Raw genomic sequence first — 15714 nt, 5'->3', positions numbered from 1 at the left:
TAAAGCCTAAACTGTAAAGTTATGAATCTGTTTTTAGTATACTAATGAAGCTAAATCAAAATAACTTATAATGAGACTCTGAGTATCTTTATTATTAACGCTTTTTAAAATAAAAGTTAATAACAGTCTTTTGAGTTAACATACCAATTTGATTAGTAGCAAATAGAGTGATCCATGAAAGATCTTAACAAAAACTTATTAAAACAGCTTAATCCTAGCCCGTTACAAATGATTACTCACCCGCTTCTAGCTAAACATAAAATTACCTTGGCAGTAAAACGAGATGATTTATTAGATCCTGATATATCAGGTAATAAATGGCGAAAATTGAAATATAACTTGTTATATGCACAAAAAAATAACATCCATAAATTGCTCAGTTTTGGTGGTGCATTTTCAAATCATATTCATGCCTTGGCAGCAGCTAGCCACCGTTTTAATTTTGATGCCACTGGTATTATTCGAGGTGAGGCTCATTATATTAAAAATCCAACACTATCAAAAGTACAGCAATGGGGAATGAAATTACAGTTTGTAGATAGAAAAACTTATCGTTTAAAAGAGCAAACTGACTATTTACAAACCTTGAAGGTAAAATTTCCTAATACTTATATTATTCCTGAAGGCGGTACTAATCAGCTCGCTATTCCAGGTGTAGAAGAGGTAGTGGAAGAGTTAATAACACAATCTCAACCTATTGATTACTTATTTACGGCTACCGGTAGTGCAGGTACTTTAGCCGGTTTAATTAGTGGTGCTATAAAGTATGGTGCGGTAATGCAAATCCATGGCATTGCTGTACTTAAAAATGCGCATTACCTTAAACAAGTAGTTAACGACCTGGTTCCTCAAGCAGAAACGGCTAATTGGCAGCTACATGAGACATTTCATGAAGGTGGTTACGCCAAAGTTTCCCCTGAACTAGATCGTTTTTGTCATCAATTTAGCGAACAAACCAACATCCCAATCGAACCTATTTATACAGGAAAAATGTTTTATGCTGTTTGGCAGTTAATTCAAAAAGGTTTTTTTCCTGCTGGCTCGCATATTGTTCTGTTACACACTGGTGGCTTACAAGGATTAGCAGGACTCAATGAGCGAAATGAATTCATTAATTAAGTCCCTACTCTTCTTCAACCTTTACAGTTTTCGTAACTTTCCATTGGCTTAGGCGCTGAAAAATAGGTGCCTTGCCCTGCATATACACCTAGTTGTAACAAACATCGCCATTCCTGCTTATTATCAACACCAACAGCAATCACTTTAGCATCACTGTTAAGACAACTCGCCATTAAACTCTGCACTGCAATTTGATTAGTTTTACGAATATGAATATCGCGTACTAAGCTTGCGTGAAGCTTCAGGTAGTCAATATTAAAGTCTAATATATACTGTGTATTCACTACTGTTTTACCGACATTATCAACGGCAATCTTACAACCTATCTTCTGTAATGTAATTAATACAGAACGCAGAGAGGAATAATCTTTTTCAATAATATGCTCTGAGATTTCTATGACTAAATTATTACGTAACTTTTTAGTTTTTTGCATTAATTCAAAAATTAGCCATTTATTATTTTCTTTATTCATCAATAAACTAGCGCCGATATTGATGGAAATAGGCTTACAATGCTCCCCTCGTAATACCAATAACGATAAAACTTCATCTAACATTTGTTTATCAAACTGTTCATTCAAACCACATTTAGCAGCCATCGGCATAAACGTACCAGCTGAAATAACTTCTTTGTCATAACCAATAATACGTGGCCATAATTCTGCATATAGAATATCGCTTTGATTTCTCTTCATCACATTCTGTCGATATAACATCATGGACTTTTTCTCTAACACATTAGTTAATAGTGTTCTCCAGCGAACGGTCCCTTTACTGATCACTACCTCTGTTAAACTTTCTTCAGATAAGTGCCAGCCGCTATTGGTTTGTTGTTCTGCAACAAATAAAGCACGTTGAACATCATCCACAATATCTTCGGCTAATGCCCCACAAGGGAAATTAACAACCCCCATATAGAAAAATCCCTCTATCAATGAAGGATCAGGCAATTGTAGTTTAGAGAGTAAACTTGTTAACTGTTTAGCGACTGTTTTCGTTTCTTGGTAAGCCATTTGTGGTAACAAGACAACAAATTCAGACTTTTTGATACGCCCATGAAAACTATCATCATAACGTCGACAAAAGTGACTCAATAGATCAACGACTTGTTGAATTACTTTTTCAGATTCTTTTATTCCAAACTGATATTTAATAGCGCTTAATTCATGCAAACTAATCAGCATCAATGTATTAGATGTATAACTTTCATCCATTGTCAGTGCATCTAATCTATTCTCAAATGCCAAGTTATTAGCTAGCCCAGTATCTTCATCTAAAAAAGCTTTACTGCGTATATGTATATCAAAAACGCTCCGTTCTTTACGGCTATTTTCAAGGCGTTCAGATAATACATCTAACGCTTTACTAGCCGTTTTAGGCCACTCGCCCTTCTGTGCAATGCGCGCTGTCGGGTTGTTCTGCAAAAGATAATGAGCGCGTTTTTCTAATAATTCAGCACCATGAAAAGAGCGTTTTATCCATCGTAAAGCGAAGTATAATAAACTTAAACATAATAAAATGGCTGTACCGATCCCCGCAAGAGGCCAAAATGTAAACTTAAGATCTGAAAATGGCTGTCGGGTATGCAAAATTAATTTAACTTGAGGATACTTTTCAAGTTGGTATGAATAATCCAATAAAAGATTCATTGGGTAATAATGACGACTCTGATAATAATTTTGATAAACAGTAACATCATCTCGCTTTACTTCTAAACGGACCACACCAGCTGCATCTAAAACATCAGGTAACCATTGAGCAAACTCTGTAGGCGTTGTTTGTTTATCTATCTGCTTTTCAATGACTTGAATAACACTATCAATGCGTTGTTGGTGATACTTTAACGATAAAGCCCGTAGACTTATAAAACCACCAATAAGCAGCAGAGCAATGCAAGTAAGCACAATCGTACTGGTAATAAATGTAAACTTATTTGTAAACTTCATAACATCCTTGTCATAAATTATTTTTAGGTAGGGAAAGCCAGTACTTCATCTAAAATTTTCACTCACATAGTGACGAAATTGTTATAATATTTGCTTTTATGTTTTTCACCACTTTCAGCTTTTAAAAAAGCTGCAATAGGAAATAATAATGGCACTTAACGCTACTCTATCCAATCCAAGCCAGGTTTTACAACGTAATGAATCCTTATTTTCAGGGAAATCCATTTTAGTCGCAGGTAATATCGATGATCATTATCCTATTGAATTGCAGACAATAGCATCATCAAGTTGCTTTTGTTTTAATGATTTTCGCTACTATGAAAAATTAAAAGATAAATTACAGCCATCAGAAGTACAGTTTACCGCAAATTATCAACCAAAAGAAAAACAAAATAAGTTTGATTTATTATTAATTTATATTCCTAAAGCTAAGGCTGAAATTGAATACTTATTAGCGAATCTCACCCCTCACTTAACAGAAGATGCAGACATTGTTTTAGTAGGTGAAAAAAAGTGCGGCATTAAAAGTGTGTCTGGATTGTTAAAACCTTATTCAGATAACAGTAATACAATTGATTCTGCACGCCATTGTAGTGTTATTTACGCTCAGTTAAACAAAACGGTTAAACCTTTTGTACAAGCCGACTGGATAAAAGAGTATCAACTCAATATCGATGATATCTCATTAACTGTTTGCTCACTGCCTGGCGTATTTAGTTTTGGTGAATTGGATAAAGGTAGCGAACTGTTACTTAAAAACTTACCTAATACACTAGAAGGTGAAGGACTAGATTTTGGTTGTGGGGCAGGCGTACTGTCTAGCTACCTTTTGAAAAAGCATAAGCAGTTAAAAATGGATTTAATTGATGTCAATATTTATGCAATAGAAAGCGCTAAACTTACTTTAGAGAAAAATACATTGAGCGCAAATGTATTTGCATCAGATGTCTTTTCACATGTAAATAAAGAATATGATTTACTACTTTCAAATCCACCTTTTCATTCAGGTCAAAAAACAAATTATGATGCAGCGGAAACATTCATAAATCAATCAATTAACTTTTTAAAGAAAAAAGGAAAAATGACAATTGTAGCGAATAAGTTTCTGAGATATGAGCCTCTTTTAACAGCTACATACCAAAAATTCTCTGAAGATACACAAAACAATAAGTTTAAAGTATTGAGCTGCCTCAAATAATCTAAAATAAAACGTATTAAAGCCTCCATTTTTTGGTAATGTTATGATATTGAAATTTAACACTTATTGAATAGTTAATATTTAATATATTTATAAATATGTAATACTATAGACTTAGTACTTCTTATTTAAACATCTATGTGGAGGCTTTATGGCTGGCATTTTAGCTATGATTCTTGCTGGGGGAGAAGGTTCTAGATTATTTCCATTAACTCAGAACCGAAGCAAGCCTGCCGTGCCTTTTGGCGGCAATTATCGATTAGTAGACTTTGCATTGAATAACTTCGTAAATGCAGATTTAATGAATATTTACGTACTCACTCAATTTAAGTCACAATCACTCAACCTTCATTTACGCCGGGCATGGCGACTTGCTGGCATTTCAGGGAGATTTATTGAAGCTATCCCTGCACAACAACGGGTAAATAAAAACTGGTACTCTGGCACAGCTGACGCTATTTACCAAAACTCAAGCTTTATTGAGAAAAGTGAAGCAGATCATATTTGTATTTTTGGTAGCGACCATATTTATAAAATGGATGTCCAGCAAATGATTGACTACCACAAAGATAAAGGTGGAGAGTTAACCGTAGCAGCCATTCGAGTACAAAAACAGCAAGCGATTCATTTCGGCATTATTGAGATTGATGAAGAAGGCCATATGATTGGCTTTTCTGAAAAACCATCGGTCGAAGAAGCAAAAACAATCCCCGGTGACCCAGATCATGTACTTGCCTCTATGGGAAACTATGTGTTTAAAACGGACACATTATTAGAAGAACTACGTGAAGATGCTTTTGCAGAAGATTCGAGTCACGATTTTGGTAAGGACATTATTCCTAAACTGTATAAACAAGGCAAAGTGTTTGTTTATAACTTTAGCGATAATAAAATACCAGGTGAGCCAGAGCACGCATATTGGCGAGATGTAGGTACTATCGACTCCTACTGGGCGGCGCATATGGATCTGTTAAATGATGATCAACCTATTTCGCTATATAATAAACATTGGCCACTGCATACCTATCATCCCCCTTTTCCACCAGCAACATTTAGGGACCAAGGTAGCTCTGAAAGCTATGTTTATAAATCTCATATTGGAGCGGGATCATATATAAATGGTGCTAATATTAAGAATTCAATCTTAGGTTTTAGAAGCCACATATGTACCGATGTAATGGTTAATGGCTGTATCTTCCTAGGCAACGCTAAGATAGGAAAAGGTGCACGTTTAACTAATGTGATATTAGATAAAAATGTAGAAGTCGCTCCAGGTACTGTTATTGGTGAAGATCTAGAGCAAGATCGTAAAAAATTTACCGTCTCTGATAATGGCATTGTCGTTATTTCAAAAGGCAGCCGCGTTGGATTTTAGTCATAACCAGTAAATAAACATGACTAGTAACGATTTATTATATTATTAGCAGAGGTTTTCTCATGGCAAAAGTTTTATCAATGATTCTAGCAGGTGGTGAAGGCTCTCGTCTTTACCCCTTAACTCAGTCTCGCACCAAACCTTCGGTGCCGTTTGGTGGAAGTTATCGTTTAGTTGATTGTGTGCTTAATAATTTCGTCAATTCAGATTTATTAAGAATATATGTTTTAACACAATTTAAATCTCAATCACTCAATACTCACTTGCAAAAAGCATGGGAGATCAATAGCTTTACTGATACCTTTATCGATGCCATTCCAGCGCAAATGCGTACCGGTAAAAATTGGTATAGTGGTACCGCTGATGCAATCTATCAAAACTTACAATTTATCGAATCCGACCATGCTGAGATAGTCTGTATTTTTGGTAGCGATCATATTTATAAAATGGATATTCGACAGAAAATACAATTCCATCAAGCAAAAGATGCCATTCTTACTGTATCTGCAATTCGTTTACCTAAAGAGCAAGCCTATCACTTTGGTGTTATTGAAGTAGATGAAGAAGGGAGAATGATTGGTTTTGTTGAAAAACCTGACGTTGAAGATGCTAAAACCATCCCGGGCGATCCAGATCATGTACTGGCATCAATGGGAAATTATGTTTTTAAGTCTAAAGAGCTCCAAGAAGAATTGATTCGAGATGCAGCAGATGAAAGCTCTAGCCATGACTTTGGTAAGGATATTATTCCCCATTTAATGCCAACGGGTAAGGTCTTTGTTTATGATTTCACGACTAACAAGATAGCAAATGAAAATGGTGAAGCCTATTGGCGCGATGTAGGTACTATTGAGTCATATTGGGAAGCTAATATGGATTTAGTAAAATCAAATCCTCCTATCTCTTTTTATAATACAGCTTGGCCAATGCATACTCATTACCCTGCATTACCAGCGGCCAACTTTCAAAACAATGGCGATACAACTTGTTCTATTAGACGCTCATTGATATCGGATGGTACGTTAGTAATCGGTGCAAGTATCAGAAAGTCAGTGATCGGCTCAAACTGCTTTATTAAGCAAGGCACTCATATTTACCAATCGGTTTTATTAGGAGACACTAAGATAGGTAAAAATTGTGAGATATCTAAAACCATTATTGATAAAGATGTTGAAATCGCCGATGGTGTCGAAATTGGCATTAACTTAAGCGAAGATAAAAAACGCTTTACCGTTTCTGATGAAGGAATTGTTGTGATTCCAAAAGGTGCTAGAATCGGTTTCTAATTGATACTATGATTTAAAAATCGCAATAGTACGGTTTTTAAATCATTACACACGGCCTAAATAAAGGAGTTCCAAGTGGATTCTCAAAAATTAAAAGTTCTATTCATTTCTTCAGAAGTAGAAGGTTTCTCAAAAACAGGCGGGCTTGCAGATGTTGCTAAAGCTCTGCCTTTAGAACTCAGAAATCTAGGCCATGAAGTTATTATCATCACTCCATTTTACCGTACCATAGCGCATCAAGAAGATGCTAAACAAGTTCATGAGCTTACGCTACATACAGATAACTCACGACCTGATATTCATTTTGCAGTACAGCAATTATCACTAGATGGTATAAAAGTACTAGCAATTGATAATGCGCATTATTTTGACCGTGCTGGTTTATATGGCGAAGAGAATAATGCTTATCCTGATAATGGTGAGCGTTTCGCTTTTTTCAGTTTAGCGGCATTATTAACTTCATTAGCAGAAGACTTTGCTCCTGATATTATTCACTGTAATGATTGGCATACTGGCTTAGTCCCTTATTTATTAAAAACCCGCTTTTATGAAACACCTCATTTTGCTCATTCCAAAACGGTTTTAACAAGCCATAACTCTGCTTACCAAGGTATTTTTGATAAATCACAGCTAAACTTAATACCAGAAATTAGTGGGTGTATGGATCAGCGCGTGCTGGAAAATTACAGTTATATTAACTTCTTAAAGGTTGGTGTTATTTATGCCAGCAAAGTAAATACTGTGAGTCCTAACTATGCAAGTGAGTTGTTAACACCATTAGGTTCTCATGGTATGTCTGATCACTTTATTGAAAGAATCCATGACTTTGAAGGCATCCTAAATGGTTGTGATTATAATGATTGGAGTCCGGAAAATGATAAATTAATTCCCTTTAACTTTGATAGTCATGACCTCAGCGGTAAAGAAAAGTGTAAAGTTGCATTACAAAAAGAAGCGGAATTTGAAGTAAGTGATGTGCCTATGTTTGGTATGGTATGTCGTTTAACTGACCAAAAGGGATTCGGCTTAATTCTGCCTGTATTAGAACGATTTTTAAAACATAATGTGCAATTTGTGCTGATAGGATCTGGTGATCCTTCTATCACAGGGCAATTAAACGCCCTTTCAGAGCATTACAAGGATAGGTTCAAATTTATTAATACCTATAGTAACCGATTATCGCATCTCGTAGAGGCTGGCTCAGATTTCTTCTTAATGCCATCAATATTTGAACCGTGTGGTTTAAATCAATTATATAGCCTTGCGTACGGTACATTGCCTATTGTACGTGCTGTTGGTGGACTAAAAGATACTGTAATCGATTACGATCAAGACCCTGACAATGCAAATGGCTTTATGTTTTATGATCCAAATCCAAATCAATTCCTTAACATCTTACGTCGTGCTTTATTGCTGTACATTGAGCACCCTGAAGAGATGTTACGTTTAAAACAACAAGCGATGCGTTCTCACTTCCATTGGTCAGATTCAGCTAAACACTACCAACGATTATACTTACGAGCATTAGGCAGAGGTTAGTCTTTAACATTCGCTATCTTCACTAAATAAAAAGCCATTCAATCGTTAATTCTCTAACAATTGAATGGCTTTTATCATTGAACCTGATTAGCTAACTTAATTACTAATTAATGACCTGTCCACTTACCTAAGTTTACTAAGCTAAGTTTACTAAGCTAAGTTTACTAAAAATGGGTCTCGAGATAACTTTTGCTGATTATCTGGTGTAAACCAACCAATTTTTGAGGACAAGCTAACAACCTCTCCAATGATCATTAATGTCGGCCCTTCCAAACCACCTCCTAACTTAGAAAGTTCAGATAACGTACCGGTAATCACTTGTTGTTGACTCGTGGTACCTTTGTTAATCAGAGCAACCGGGGTGTTAGCATCACGTCCATTGGTTAATAGGTTACTTTCAATCTCTTCAGCTCGTAATAACCCCATGTAAACAACCAAGGTTTGATGTGCCGTCGATAAAGCTTTCCAATCAAGATCTTTACCATCTGCTTTTCTATGACCTGTCACAAAGGTTACTGATTGAGCATAATCACGATGTGTTAAGGGAATACCAGCATAGGTACTGCAACCTGATGCAGAAGTAATCCCAGGGACAACTTGGAAAGCAACACCTGCTTCTACTAACTCTTCTAATTCCTCTCCACCGCGACCAAATATAAAGGAGTCTCCACCCTTAAGACGAACCACTTTTTTGCCCTGTTTAGCCAACTCAACTAACATTTCATTAGTTCTAGATTGTTGAACTTCATGCTTTCCTGCAGCCTTCCCTACAGAAATAAGGTCTGCATCTCGGCGCACCAACTCTAAAATTTCTTTTGATACTAGCCTATCATAAAGTACGACATCAGCTTGTTGCATTAATTGTAATGCTTTTAGTGTCAATAGAGAGGGATCACCAGGCCCAGCACCAACTAATGCAACATCGCCTTTAGCTACTTCTTCTGTTAGGTTTTCTTCCATTAATTGTTGCGCTTTTTCAGTTTGTCCTTTTTGCAATAAGCCGGCTAAATCACCATTACCAAATAATTTCTCCCAATATCGACGACGTAAAGACTCTTTGGAAATCACTTGTTTTACACGGTGTCTAAATTCACCCGAGATCTTTGCTAGGCGACCGATATGCATCGGTAATAATGCTTCTAAGCGTTCGCGAATAAGGCGTGCTAGTACAGGTGCACTACCGCCACTAGAAATAGCAACAACGATAGGTGAACGGTCGACAATGGAAGGCATAATGAAGCTACATAATTTAGGTTCATCGACTACATTCACTAAAATCTGTTTTTTCTCTGCTAATTTAGCAACATGCTCATTAATATGATCTTGATTAGTAGCTGCAATCACCAACCACTTACCGTCAATAAGCTGATCAGTGAACAATTCATTAATAATAGATATTTGATTATGCTGAGCTTTTTCTAATAACCAATCACAAATATCAGGTGCACAAACCGTAATAGTTGCATTTGCTTTTAATAATAATTTAACTTTTCTTGCGGCAATATCCCCACCACCAACAACTAGGCAGTGACGGTTTTCTAATTTAGTAAAAATAGGAAGATAATCCATATATATCTCGTGTAAGGGGTCCATTAGGACACTATAAAGAATATTTGACTTACTATAAATAATTTTAAGTTTATTATTTATGACGTTAAAGTCTATAAAAACGATCTGAAGATAAGCTTAACACTATTAATTTCAATGAATAATCAGTATATCATCAGATAAATTTACCTAGTAATACCAATTATATTAAATAAGTGATCTAAATTTTGCGCAGAAAAAATGACTTAGTTTAAGGCGTAATTTGAGTTAAATAGTTGTTCTATTTGCGAAAATTACAACGAAGAAATAAGTTATTTTAGCAAGTAAAATAGATCAGTTAATTAGTGTGATTGGTATAAGTTAAACTAAATACGCTAAAGTTGAATGTTTATATAATACTTAGTTATTTTATTCCATGTATTACAGACACAAAAAAGGCCAGTAAACTGGCCTTTAACATCAGATATATTTATCGTTAAGACTAGCTATTGATAAAATCAACACCTTCTTGAATATCTTTGTTTAATGTTTCTAACATGTCGTTTTTCGCTTTTTCTTCAAAAGCAGATAACTCACCGTATGGTAGGATTTCAGAAACACCGTTAACACCTAAACGTACAGGGTGTGCAAAGTATGCAGCATCGCCATCAGCAACGTCTACGTATGCGTAATCTACAACGTCTTCGCCTTGTAAACCTTTAACTAGAGATAAACAAAAACGAGCAGCAGCAGCACCCATTGATAATGTAGCAGAACCGCCACCCGCTTTAGCATTTACAACTTCAGTACCCGCATTTTGGATACGTGGAGTTAGTGCTGCAACTTCTTCTTCAGTGAAAGTAGCACCTTCAACTTGAGAAAGAAGAGGTAAAATAGTTGTACCTGAGTGGCCACCGATTACTGGCACTTTAACGTCGCTTACGTTTAAGCCTTTAAGCTCAGCAACAAATGCTTCACTACGGATAACATCAAGAGTCGTTACACCAAATACACGGTTTTTGTCGTAAGTTCCTGCTTTTTTGAATACTTCAGCAACAATCGGCACAGTACCATTTACAGGGTTAGTGATTACACCAACTAATGCTTTAGGACAGTTAGCAACAATACCTTCTGCTAACGTTTTGATGATACCAGCATTTACTGCGAATAAATCAGCACGGTCCATACCTGGTTTACGTGGCATGCCCGCAGGAATAATTACGATATCAGCGCCTGTTAATGCAGCATCTAATGCATCAGCACCAAAACCTGCAACTTTAACAGCCGTTGGGATGTGTGATAAATCAACTGCTACACCAGGAACAACTGGAGCAACGTCATACAATGCTAATTCAGAACCAGCCGGTAGTTGAGTTTTTAATAATAATGATAACGCTTGACCAATACCGCCTGCAGCACCAAGAACAGCAACTTTCATATTTTTCTCCAATGAAATAAATCTTAAGTATATATAATGAACATATCTATTCTAAAGTGAATAAATACGCATAGGTAAAACATGTTAAATAATTGTGACAGATGTAAAGAATAAGCTATATTTGTGCATAAATCTTATTCTTTTTTATATTATATAAATATAATTTAATGAAAATACTTCTTAAAAACTTCTTCATAGGTACCATTTTCGGTAATGAGCTTTAAACCTTGATTTAAACGCTCTCTTAAAATGTCATTGCCTTTGTCTACAGCAATGCCATAACCAGCTGAAAACTGCCCCATAAAAACATCTTCTCGACGAGAGATAACTAATTGAGAAGGTTCTTTTTGTTTATCTAAAAACGTCTTAATAACTGCGAAGTCAGCAAATACAGCGTCGATTTTTTGACGTTGTAAATCCTCTAAAGCCGCTTTAGAAGAGAAATAAGGAACGATATAGCTGTCTTGACTTTGTTGCGCTTTGACCAGGTAGTTTTGATGTGATGTATTGGCTTGAACACCAATAAACTTGCCTTTTAAGGAAAGTTGGCCATCAAACTTTTCTCTGCTGATAAACGCAGGCGCAATCTTGTAATAACTATCACTGAAATCAACTACTTTGGAACGTTGATCGGTTATGTCTAACGCAGCAATAACAGCATCATATCTTTTAAAAGGTAACATAATTAATAAGTCGTCGAAACGACGATGTTCAAATGTACATTGTAAATTAACCTGTTCACAAATAGCCTTGGCAATATCAATATCAAACCCCTGTAGTTTATTATCTTCAGTAATATACTCGAATGGGTAGTAATTAATATCAGTGGCAAACTTAACCTTCATTTCCTGTAAGGCCAGTACATTGAATGAACTAATGCATAACAAACAAATTACTATAAGTTGCCTAATAAATAAATGCATTATCAAATACCTTTAGTCTCGACGTTTTTTAGAGCAAACCTTAACAGAAGTAGTATTAATAAAATAGTCATAAGCAAAACAGCCTATTAAGCAAATAGTTGTTTACGGAATATCTGTACACTTTTCAATCAACAATGTTTTGTTTTTCAAAAAAATGAATAAATATGCAAAAAAAAGTAACATTTATGCTGTTAACTAGTATCTAATTTAGATTAAGATAGGAGCCTAATTATAAGGTATCAATAGGAATAAAAAATGCGTCAACCATCTGAATTAATGGATTTCTTCAAAGAGCTTCTTAAAGAGGAGCATTTAAGCTCTCAAAGTGAAATTGTAGATGCATTAAGTGAAGCTGGTTTTAAGCAGATTAACCAATCAAAAGTATCACGCATGCTAAGTAAAACAGGCGCGGTTAGAACTCGTAATGCAACGGGTGATATGGTTTATTGTCTACCAGTTGAGCTAGGCATTCCAACAACAACTAGCCCACTCAAAAACTTAGTCGTCGATATTGATAGAAATGATAGCCTAATCGTTATTCATACCAGCCCCGGTGCAGCCCAACTGATTGCTCGATTATTAGATTCAATGGGTAAAGCGGAAGGCATATTAGGCACCATTGCTGGAGATGATACCATTTACATCGCACCAACTAATACCCAAAAAATTGAACAAACATTAGCAGTAGTACACAAACTGTTTGATTAATCATTTCATTTTTAATGCGTTGATACAAAGAAATGTATTTAAATAGTTAGCGCTATATTTACCTCGCCTATTAGATTACCGCCTGATCACTGGGACACAGTTCAGGTGCGATAAACAATGAAATGCTGACCTTTCAAATAATCAATGAAATTAATCAATGGTATTTCCCTCTACAGGTAGCTGATTAAACATTCGCTATAATCACAAAATACTTCTACAGTTATAAGCAGATTACTTTGTAAAGTGGCAGGTTATTATGCTTAAAGCACATGCATTTTCTTTGATTGAATTATTGATCAGTTTGGTGATTGTCACTCTGCTTGCTAGTGTTGCTTATCCCTCATTTCAAGATGTCATCATTAAATCGAGAAGAAGTGATGCTCAAAGTGAATTAATCAAAGCACAAATAGCACAAAGTAATTACCGAATACTGCACTCAAGTTATACAGATGATGCAAATATAATTGGGCTACCTAGCAATGACCCATATTATATTTTCAATCTTGTTTCAGCTTCGGCTAACAACTATTTAATAAAAGCAACAGCAAAAGCCGAAAGCCTTCAATACAAGGATAAAAGTATTTGCCGTGTTCTTTTTGTTGATCAAAATAGTAATAAAACAAGTGATGGTATTACAGATAATACTATCTGCTGGTGAGATTAATCACCGATATCAATTCAATATCGGTGATTAAATTATACGAGGAAAAACTGTTTTTTAGTAGCTTGCAGTAAGCTCTTTATCTTTTAAAAACACCATAGGCTTGCCTAATACATGTTGATAAATAACATTATATGCTAAGACATTTTGTACATAAGCACGCGTCTCATAAAAAGGAATCGTATCTATCCAACTATCTACTGGAATGCCTTTTTGACCACTTTTCTTGCTCCATCTATCAACACGATGAGGGCCGGCATTATAAGCCGCAGTCGCAAGAACACGGTTACCATCGTAACGTGTTAACAGCTCATTAAAGTAGCCAGTTCCAAGCTGAACATTAATTTCACCTTGATCCAGTTGCTCTACATTATTATATTCCGTCAACCCAATTTTCTTCGCTGTTGCTGCAGCGGTCTTAGGCATAAGTTGCATATAACCACTTGCACCTACAGGTGATTTAGCATGCTCATCAAAACTACTTTCACGACGTGTAATCGCATAAACATAAGTTTCTTCTAAATCATATTTTTCTGCCGCCCCTACAAATAATTCTTTTTTGGCATTAGGGAAGCGAATCGCGAGTGCATTCCAGCTTTTAGAACTAATAGAAGCTAATACCGCTAGATAAGGCCAATCATGGTTGTAAGCATACAACCCGAGTTGTAATTGTTTCTCGACAGATTGGCTATTTAACAAACGATACCATTGGTATTTAGCATCCTTATAAGATTCATGGAATAACAGCTCTCTAATCACCGCTAGCTCATCATCTAATCCGCTAATTGTAGATTGCTCATCTTTAATGATTTCTTCGTTTAATGACACTTCAATACCTAATTTTTGAGAAGCAATAAAACCATGGAAGTTACGATTCTTTGCTACTTCTTGGTATAGCTTTTTAGCTGCATCATTTTTGCCAGCATTTTCTAGGACTTTGGCTTGCCAATATTTCCATTCAGATGAATTTTGCGCTTCAGTAGGTAGCTGGGTTAACCAAAAATCAATGTTTTTCCAATCATTTCTTTTTATCGCATAACGAATACGCTGCTCAATTAAAGAAACATTACCCAGAGGACCTAACTCTTTATCTAACCAGGTAAAGTATTGACGTTTGTTACGCTGCACAATAAGTGTTGCAAACTGTGTTTTAAGGCGTTTATTTTCATCAGCATTAAATGGCGTTTTCTTATCAAACTCAGCGTACATTTTCATTGCTAAATCAAAATCTATTTTTGATAGACGTTGTAATGTTGGTACTAAAAAGCTAAAGCTTTTCACATTACGCGAAGAGAATAATACTGTATCAGTGATTTGTTTCGGGTCTTTTTGTAATTCGTATAATAAGCTCGCCGTTGATGAATTTGCTTTATCCATTCTAGCAATTAAAAAGCGCATTAAACCTTGCTTATTCTTTTCATAAGCTAACTGGAAGCGTTGCCAAATATCATCTTGAGTTAATTTTTTATCCTTTTGATAAAAGACATAAACATCATCACAAGCATTCGGTAGTGATGTGCTTGATAACCAATATTTTTGAGCGTCAGGCCATGCTTTATCACTTTTACCTGTCGCAATCGATGCTTGTAAGTAATGACATTTCAAAACTGAATTATTTGGCATAGTTGGGTAAGCAGTTAAAAATTGTGTCCAATTTTTTTGGCTCGCTAAATAAAATAGATAAGAACGCTGTAAATTATCACTAACAACTTTAGTTTTGTGCGTATCAATAAAGTCTAAAACTTTCTGGTCGCCAACACTGCTTAAATTTGCTTTTAAATAGTTATATTCTGCAAGGTAAGTAAGTGGGTAATCTTTAATTTGTTCAATATTTACGTTGGCTTTCTGCCACTGTTTTTGTTCTTGCAATGCAATGGTATCGCTAAAAATAGTCCGCTGTGCATCTAAAGTTAATGCATTCGCGATATTTGCAATGGATAAGAAAAAACAGCTTAAAATTATTTTTTTCATGGAGCCTCAACGTAAGTAAAAAG

Annotated in this window: 12 protein-coding genes; 7 read left to right on the top strand and 5 right to left on the bottom strand. The window is 35.5% G+C overall.

The features are described from left to right. Nucleotides 1-174 precede the first annotated feature (174 nt). Nucleotides 175-1119 carry a 1-aminocyclopropane-1-carboxylate deaminase/D-cysteine desulfhydrase gene (locus V6256_RS00630; protein WP_341596035.1) on the top strand — a complete coding sequence of 315 codons (945 nt, stop codon included), beginning with the start codon at nucleotides 175-177 and terminating at the stop codon, nucleotides 1117-1119. A gap of 14 nt (nucleotides 1120-1133) precedes the next feature. On the opposite strand, the gene V6256_RS00625 is transcribed toward V6256_RS00630, so the two are convergent. Then, nucleotides 1134-3065 (bottom strand): EAL domain-containing protein, encoded by a 1932-nt coding sequence (locus V6256_RS00625; protein ID WP_341596034.1) that lies wholly within the window; start codon nucleotides 3063-3065, stop codon nucleotides 1134-1136. Nucleotides 3066-3213: 148 nt separating this feature from the next. Between V6256_RS00625 and rsmC the strand changes: the two genes are divergently transcribed. The 4 genes from rsmC (at nucleotide 3214) to glgA (ending at nucleotide 8463) form a co-directional block, all read left to right on the top strand. Beyond that, the gene (rsmC, locus tag V6256_RS00620; RefSeq protein WP_341596033.1) at nucleotides 3214-4263 is read left to right on the top strand and encodes a 16S rRNA (guanine(1207)-N(2))-methyltransferase RsmC; all 1050 of its coding nucleotides are present in this window, start codon (nucleotides 3214-3216) and stop codon (nucleotides 4261-4263) included. Nucleotides 4264-4414: 151 nt separating this feature from the next. Continuing rightward, nucleotides 4415-5638: a glucose-1-phosphate adenylyltransferase gene (glgC, locus tag V6256_RS00615; protein WP_341596032.1), complete on the top strand. Its 1224-nt coding sequence runs from the start codon at nucleotides 4415-4417 to the stop codon at nucleotides 5636-5638. 62 nt (nucleotides 5639-5700) lie between these two features. Then, complete coding sequence (glgC, locus tag V6256_RS00610; protein WP_341596031.1) at nucleotides 5701-6924, top strand: glucose-1-phosphate adenylyltransferase; 1224 nt, start codon at nucleotides 5701-5703, stop codon at nucleotides 6922-6924. Nucleotides 6925-6999: 75 nt separating this feature from the next. After that, nucleotides 7000-8463: a glycogen synthase GlgA gene (gene glgA / locus V6256_RS00605; RefSeq protein ID WP_341596030.1), complete on the top strand. Its 1464-nt coding sequence runs from the start codon at nucleotides 7000-7002 to the stop codon at nucleotides 8461-8463. A 150-nt stretch (nucleotides 8464-8613) separates the two neighbouring features. Here glgA and cysG read toward each other — a convergent pair whose 3' ends face one another. The 3 genes from cysG to V6256_RS00590 form a co-directional block, all read right to left on the bottom strand. Continuing rightward, nucleotides 8614-10032, bottom strand: a complete 1419-nt coding sequence (gene cysG / locus V6256_RS00600) for a siroheme synthase CysG (RefSeq protein WP_341596029.1) — start codon at nucleotides 10030-10032, stop codon at nucleotides 8614-8616. A 460-nt stretch (nucleotides 10033-10492) separates the two neighbouring features. After that, a complete protein-coding gene (mdh, locus tag V6256_RS00595; protein WP_341596028.1) occupies nucleotides 10493-11428 on the bottom strand; it encodes a malate dehydrogenase in 936 nt (311 codons plus the stop codon). A gap of 164 nt (nucleotides 11429-11592) precedes the next feature. Next, nucleotides 11593-12351: a transporter substrate-binding domain-containing protein gene (locus tag V6256_RS00590; protein ID WP_341596027.1), complete on the bottom strand. Its 759-nt coding sequence runs from the start codon at nucleotides 12349-12351 to the stop codon at nucleotides 11593-11595. A 255-nt stretch (nucleotides 12352-12606) separates the two neighbouring features. Between V6256_RS00590 and argR the strand changes: the two genes are divergently transcribed. Both argR and V6256_RS00580 read left to right on the top strand, forming a co-directional pair. Next, on the top strand, nucleotides 12607-13059 hold the full coding sequence (gene argR, locus V6256_RS00585; RefSeq protein WP_341596026.1) for a transcriptional regulator ArgR: 453 nt from the start codon (nucleotides 12607-12609) through the stop codon (nucleotides 13057-13059). 256 nt (nucleotides 13060-13315) lie between these two features. Next, nucleotides 13316-13717, top strand: coding sequence for a type IV pilin protein (locus tag V6256_RS00580; RefSeq protein ID WP_341596025.1), 402 nt, complete (start codon nucleotides 13316-13318; stop codon nucleotides 13715-13717). 60 nt (nucleotides 13718-13777) lie between these two features. Here the strand turns inward: V6256_RS00580 and V6256_RS00575 are convergent, their stop codons facing one another. Beyond that, nucleotides 13778-15691, bottom strand: a complete 1914-nt coding sequence (locus tag V6256_RS00575; RefSeq protein WP_341596024.1) for a transglycosylase SLT domain-containing protein — start codon at nucleotides 15689-15691, stop codon at nucleotides 13778-13780. Nucleotides 15692-15714: the final 23 nt, after the last annotated feature.

This window comes from Psychromonas aquatilis, assembly GCF_038155185.1.
GTDB classification, from domain to species: domain Bacteria; phylum Pseudomonadota; class Gammaproteobacteria; order Enterobacterales; family Psychromonadaceae; genus Psychromonas; species Psychromonas aquatilis.
This window is presented reverse-complemented; position numbering and strand designations above follow the sequence as displayed.

Coding starts and splice junctions, on each gene's coding strand:
- rsmC (WP_341596033.1), top strand. CDS start 3,214: ATGGCACTTAACGCTACTCTATCCAATCCAAGCCAGGTTTTACAACGT.
- V6256_RS00590 (WP_341596027.1), bottom strand. CDS start 12,351: ATGCATTTATTTATTAGGCAACTTATAGTAATTTGTTTGTTATGCATT.
- V6256_RS00580 (WP_341596025.1), top strand. CDS start 13,316: ATGCTTAAAGCACATGCATTTTCTTTGATTGAATTATTGATCAGTTTG.
- glgC (WP_341596032.1), top strand. CDS start 4,415: ATGGCTGGCATTTTAGCTATGATTCTTGCTGGGGGAGAAGGTTCTAGA.
- argR (WP_341596026.1), top strand. CDS start 12,607: ATGCGTCAACCATCTGAATTAATGGATTTCTTCAAAGAGCTTCTTAAA.
- glgC (WP_341596031.1), top strand. CDS start 5,701: ATGGCAAAAGTTTTATCAATGATTCTAGCAGGTGGTGAAGGCTCTCGT.
- V6256_RS00630 (WP_341596035.1), top strand. CDS start 175: ATGAAAGATCTTAACAAAAACTTATTAAAACAGCTTAATCCTAGCCCG.
- V6256_RS00575 (WP_341596024.1), bottom strand. CDS start 15,691: ATGAAAAAAATAATTTTAAGCTGTTTTTTCTTATCCATTGCAAATATC.
- V6256_RS00625 (WP_341596034.1), bottom strand. CDS start 3,065: ATGAAGTTTACAAATAAGTTTACATTTATTACCAGTACGATTGTGCTT.
- mdh (WP_341596028.1), bottom strand. CDS start 11,428: ATGAAAGTTGCTGTTCTTGGTGCTGCAGGCGGTATTGGTCAAGCGTTA.
- cysG (WP_341596029.1), bottom strand. CDS start 10,032: ATGGATTATCTTCCTATTTTTACTAAATTAGAAAACCGTCACTGCCTA.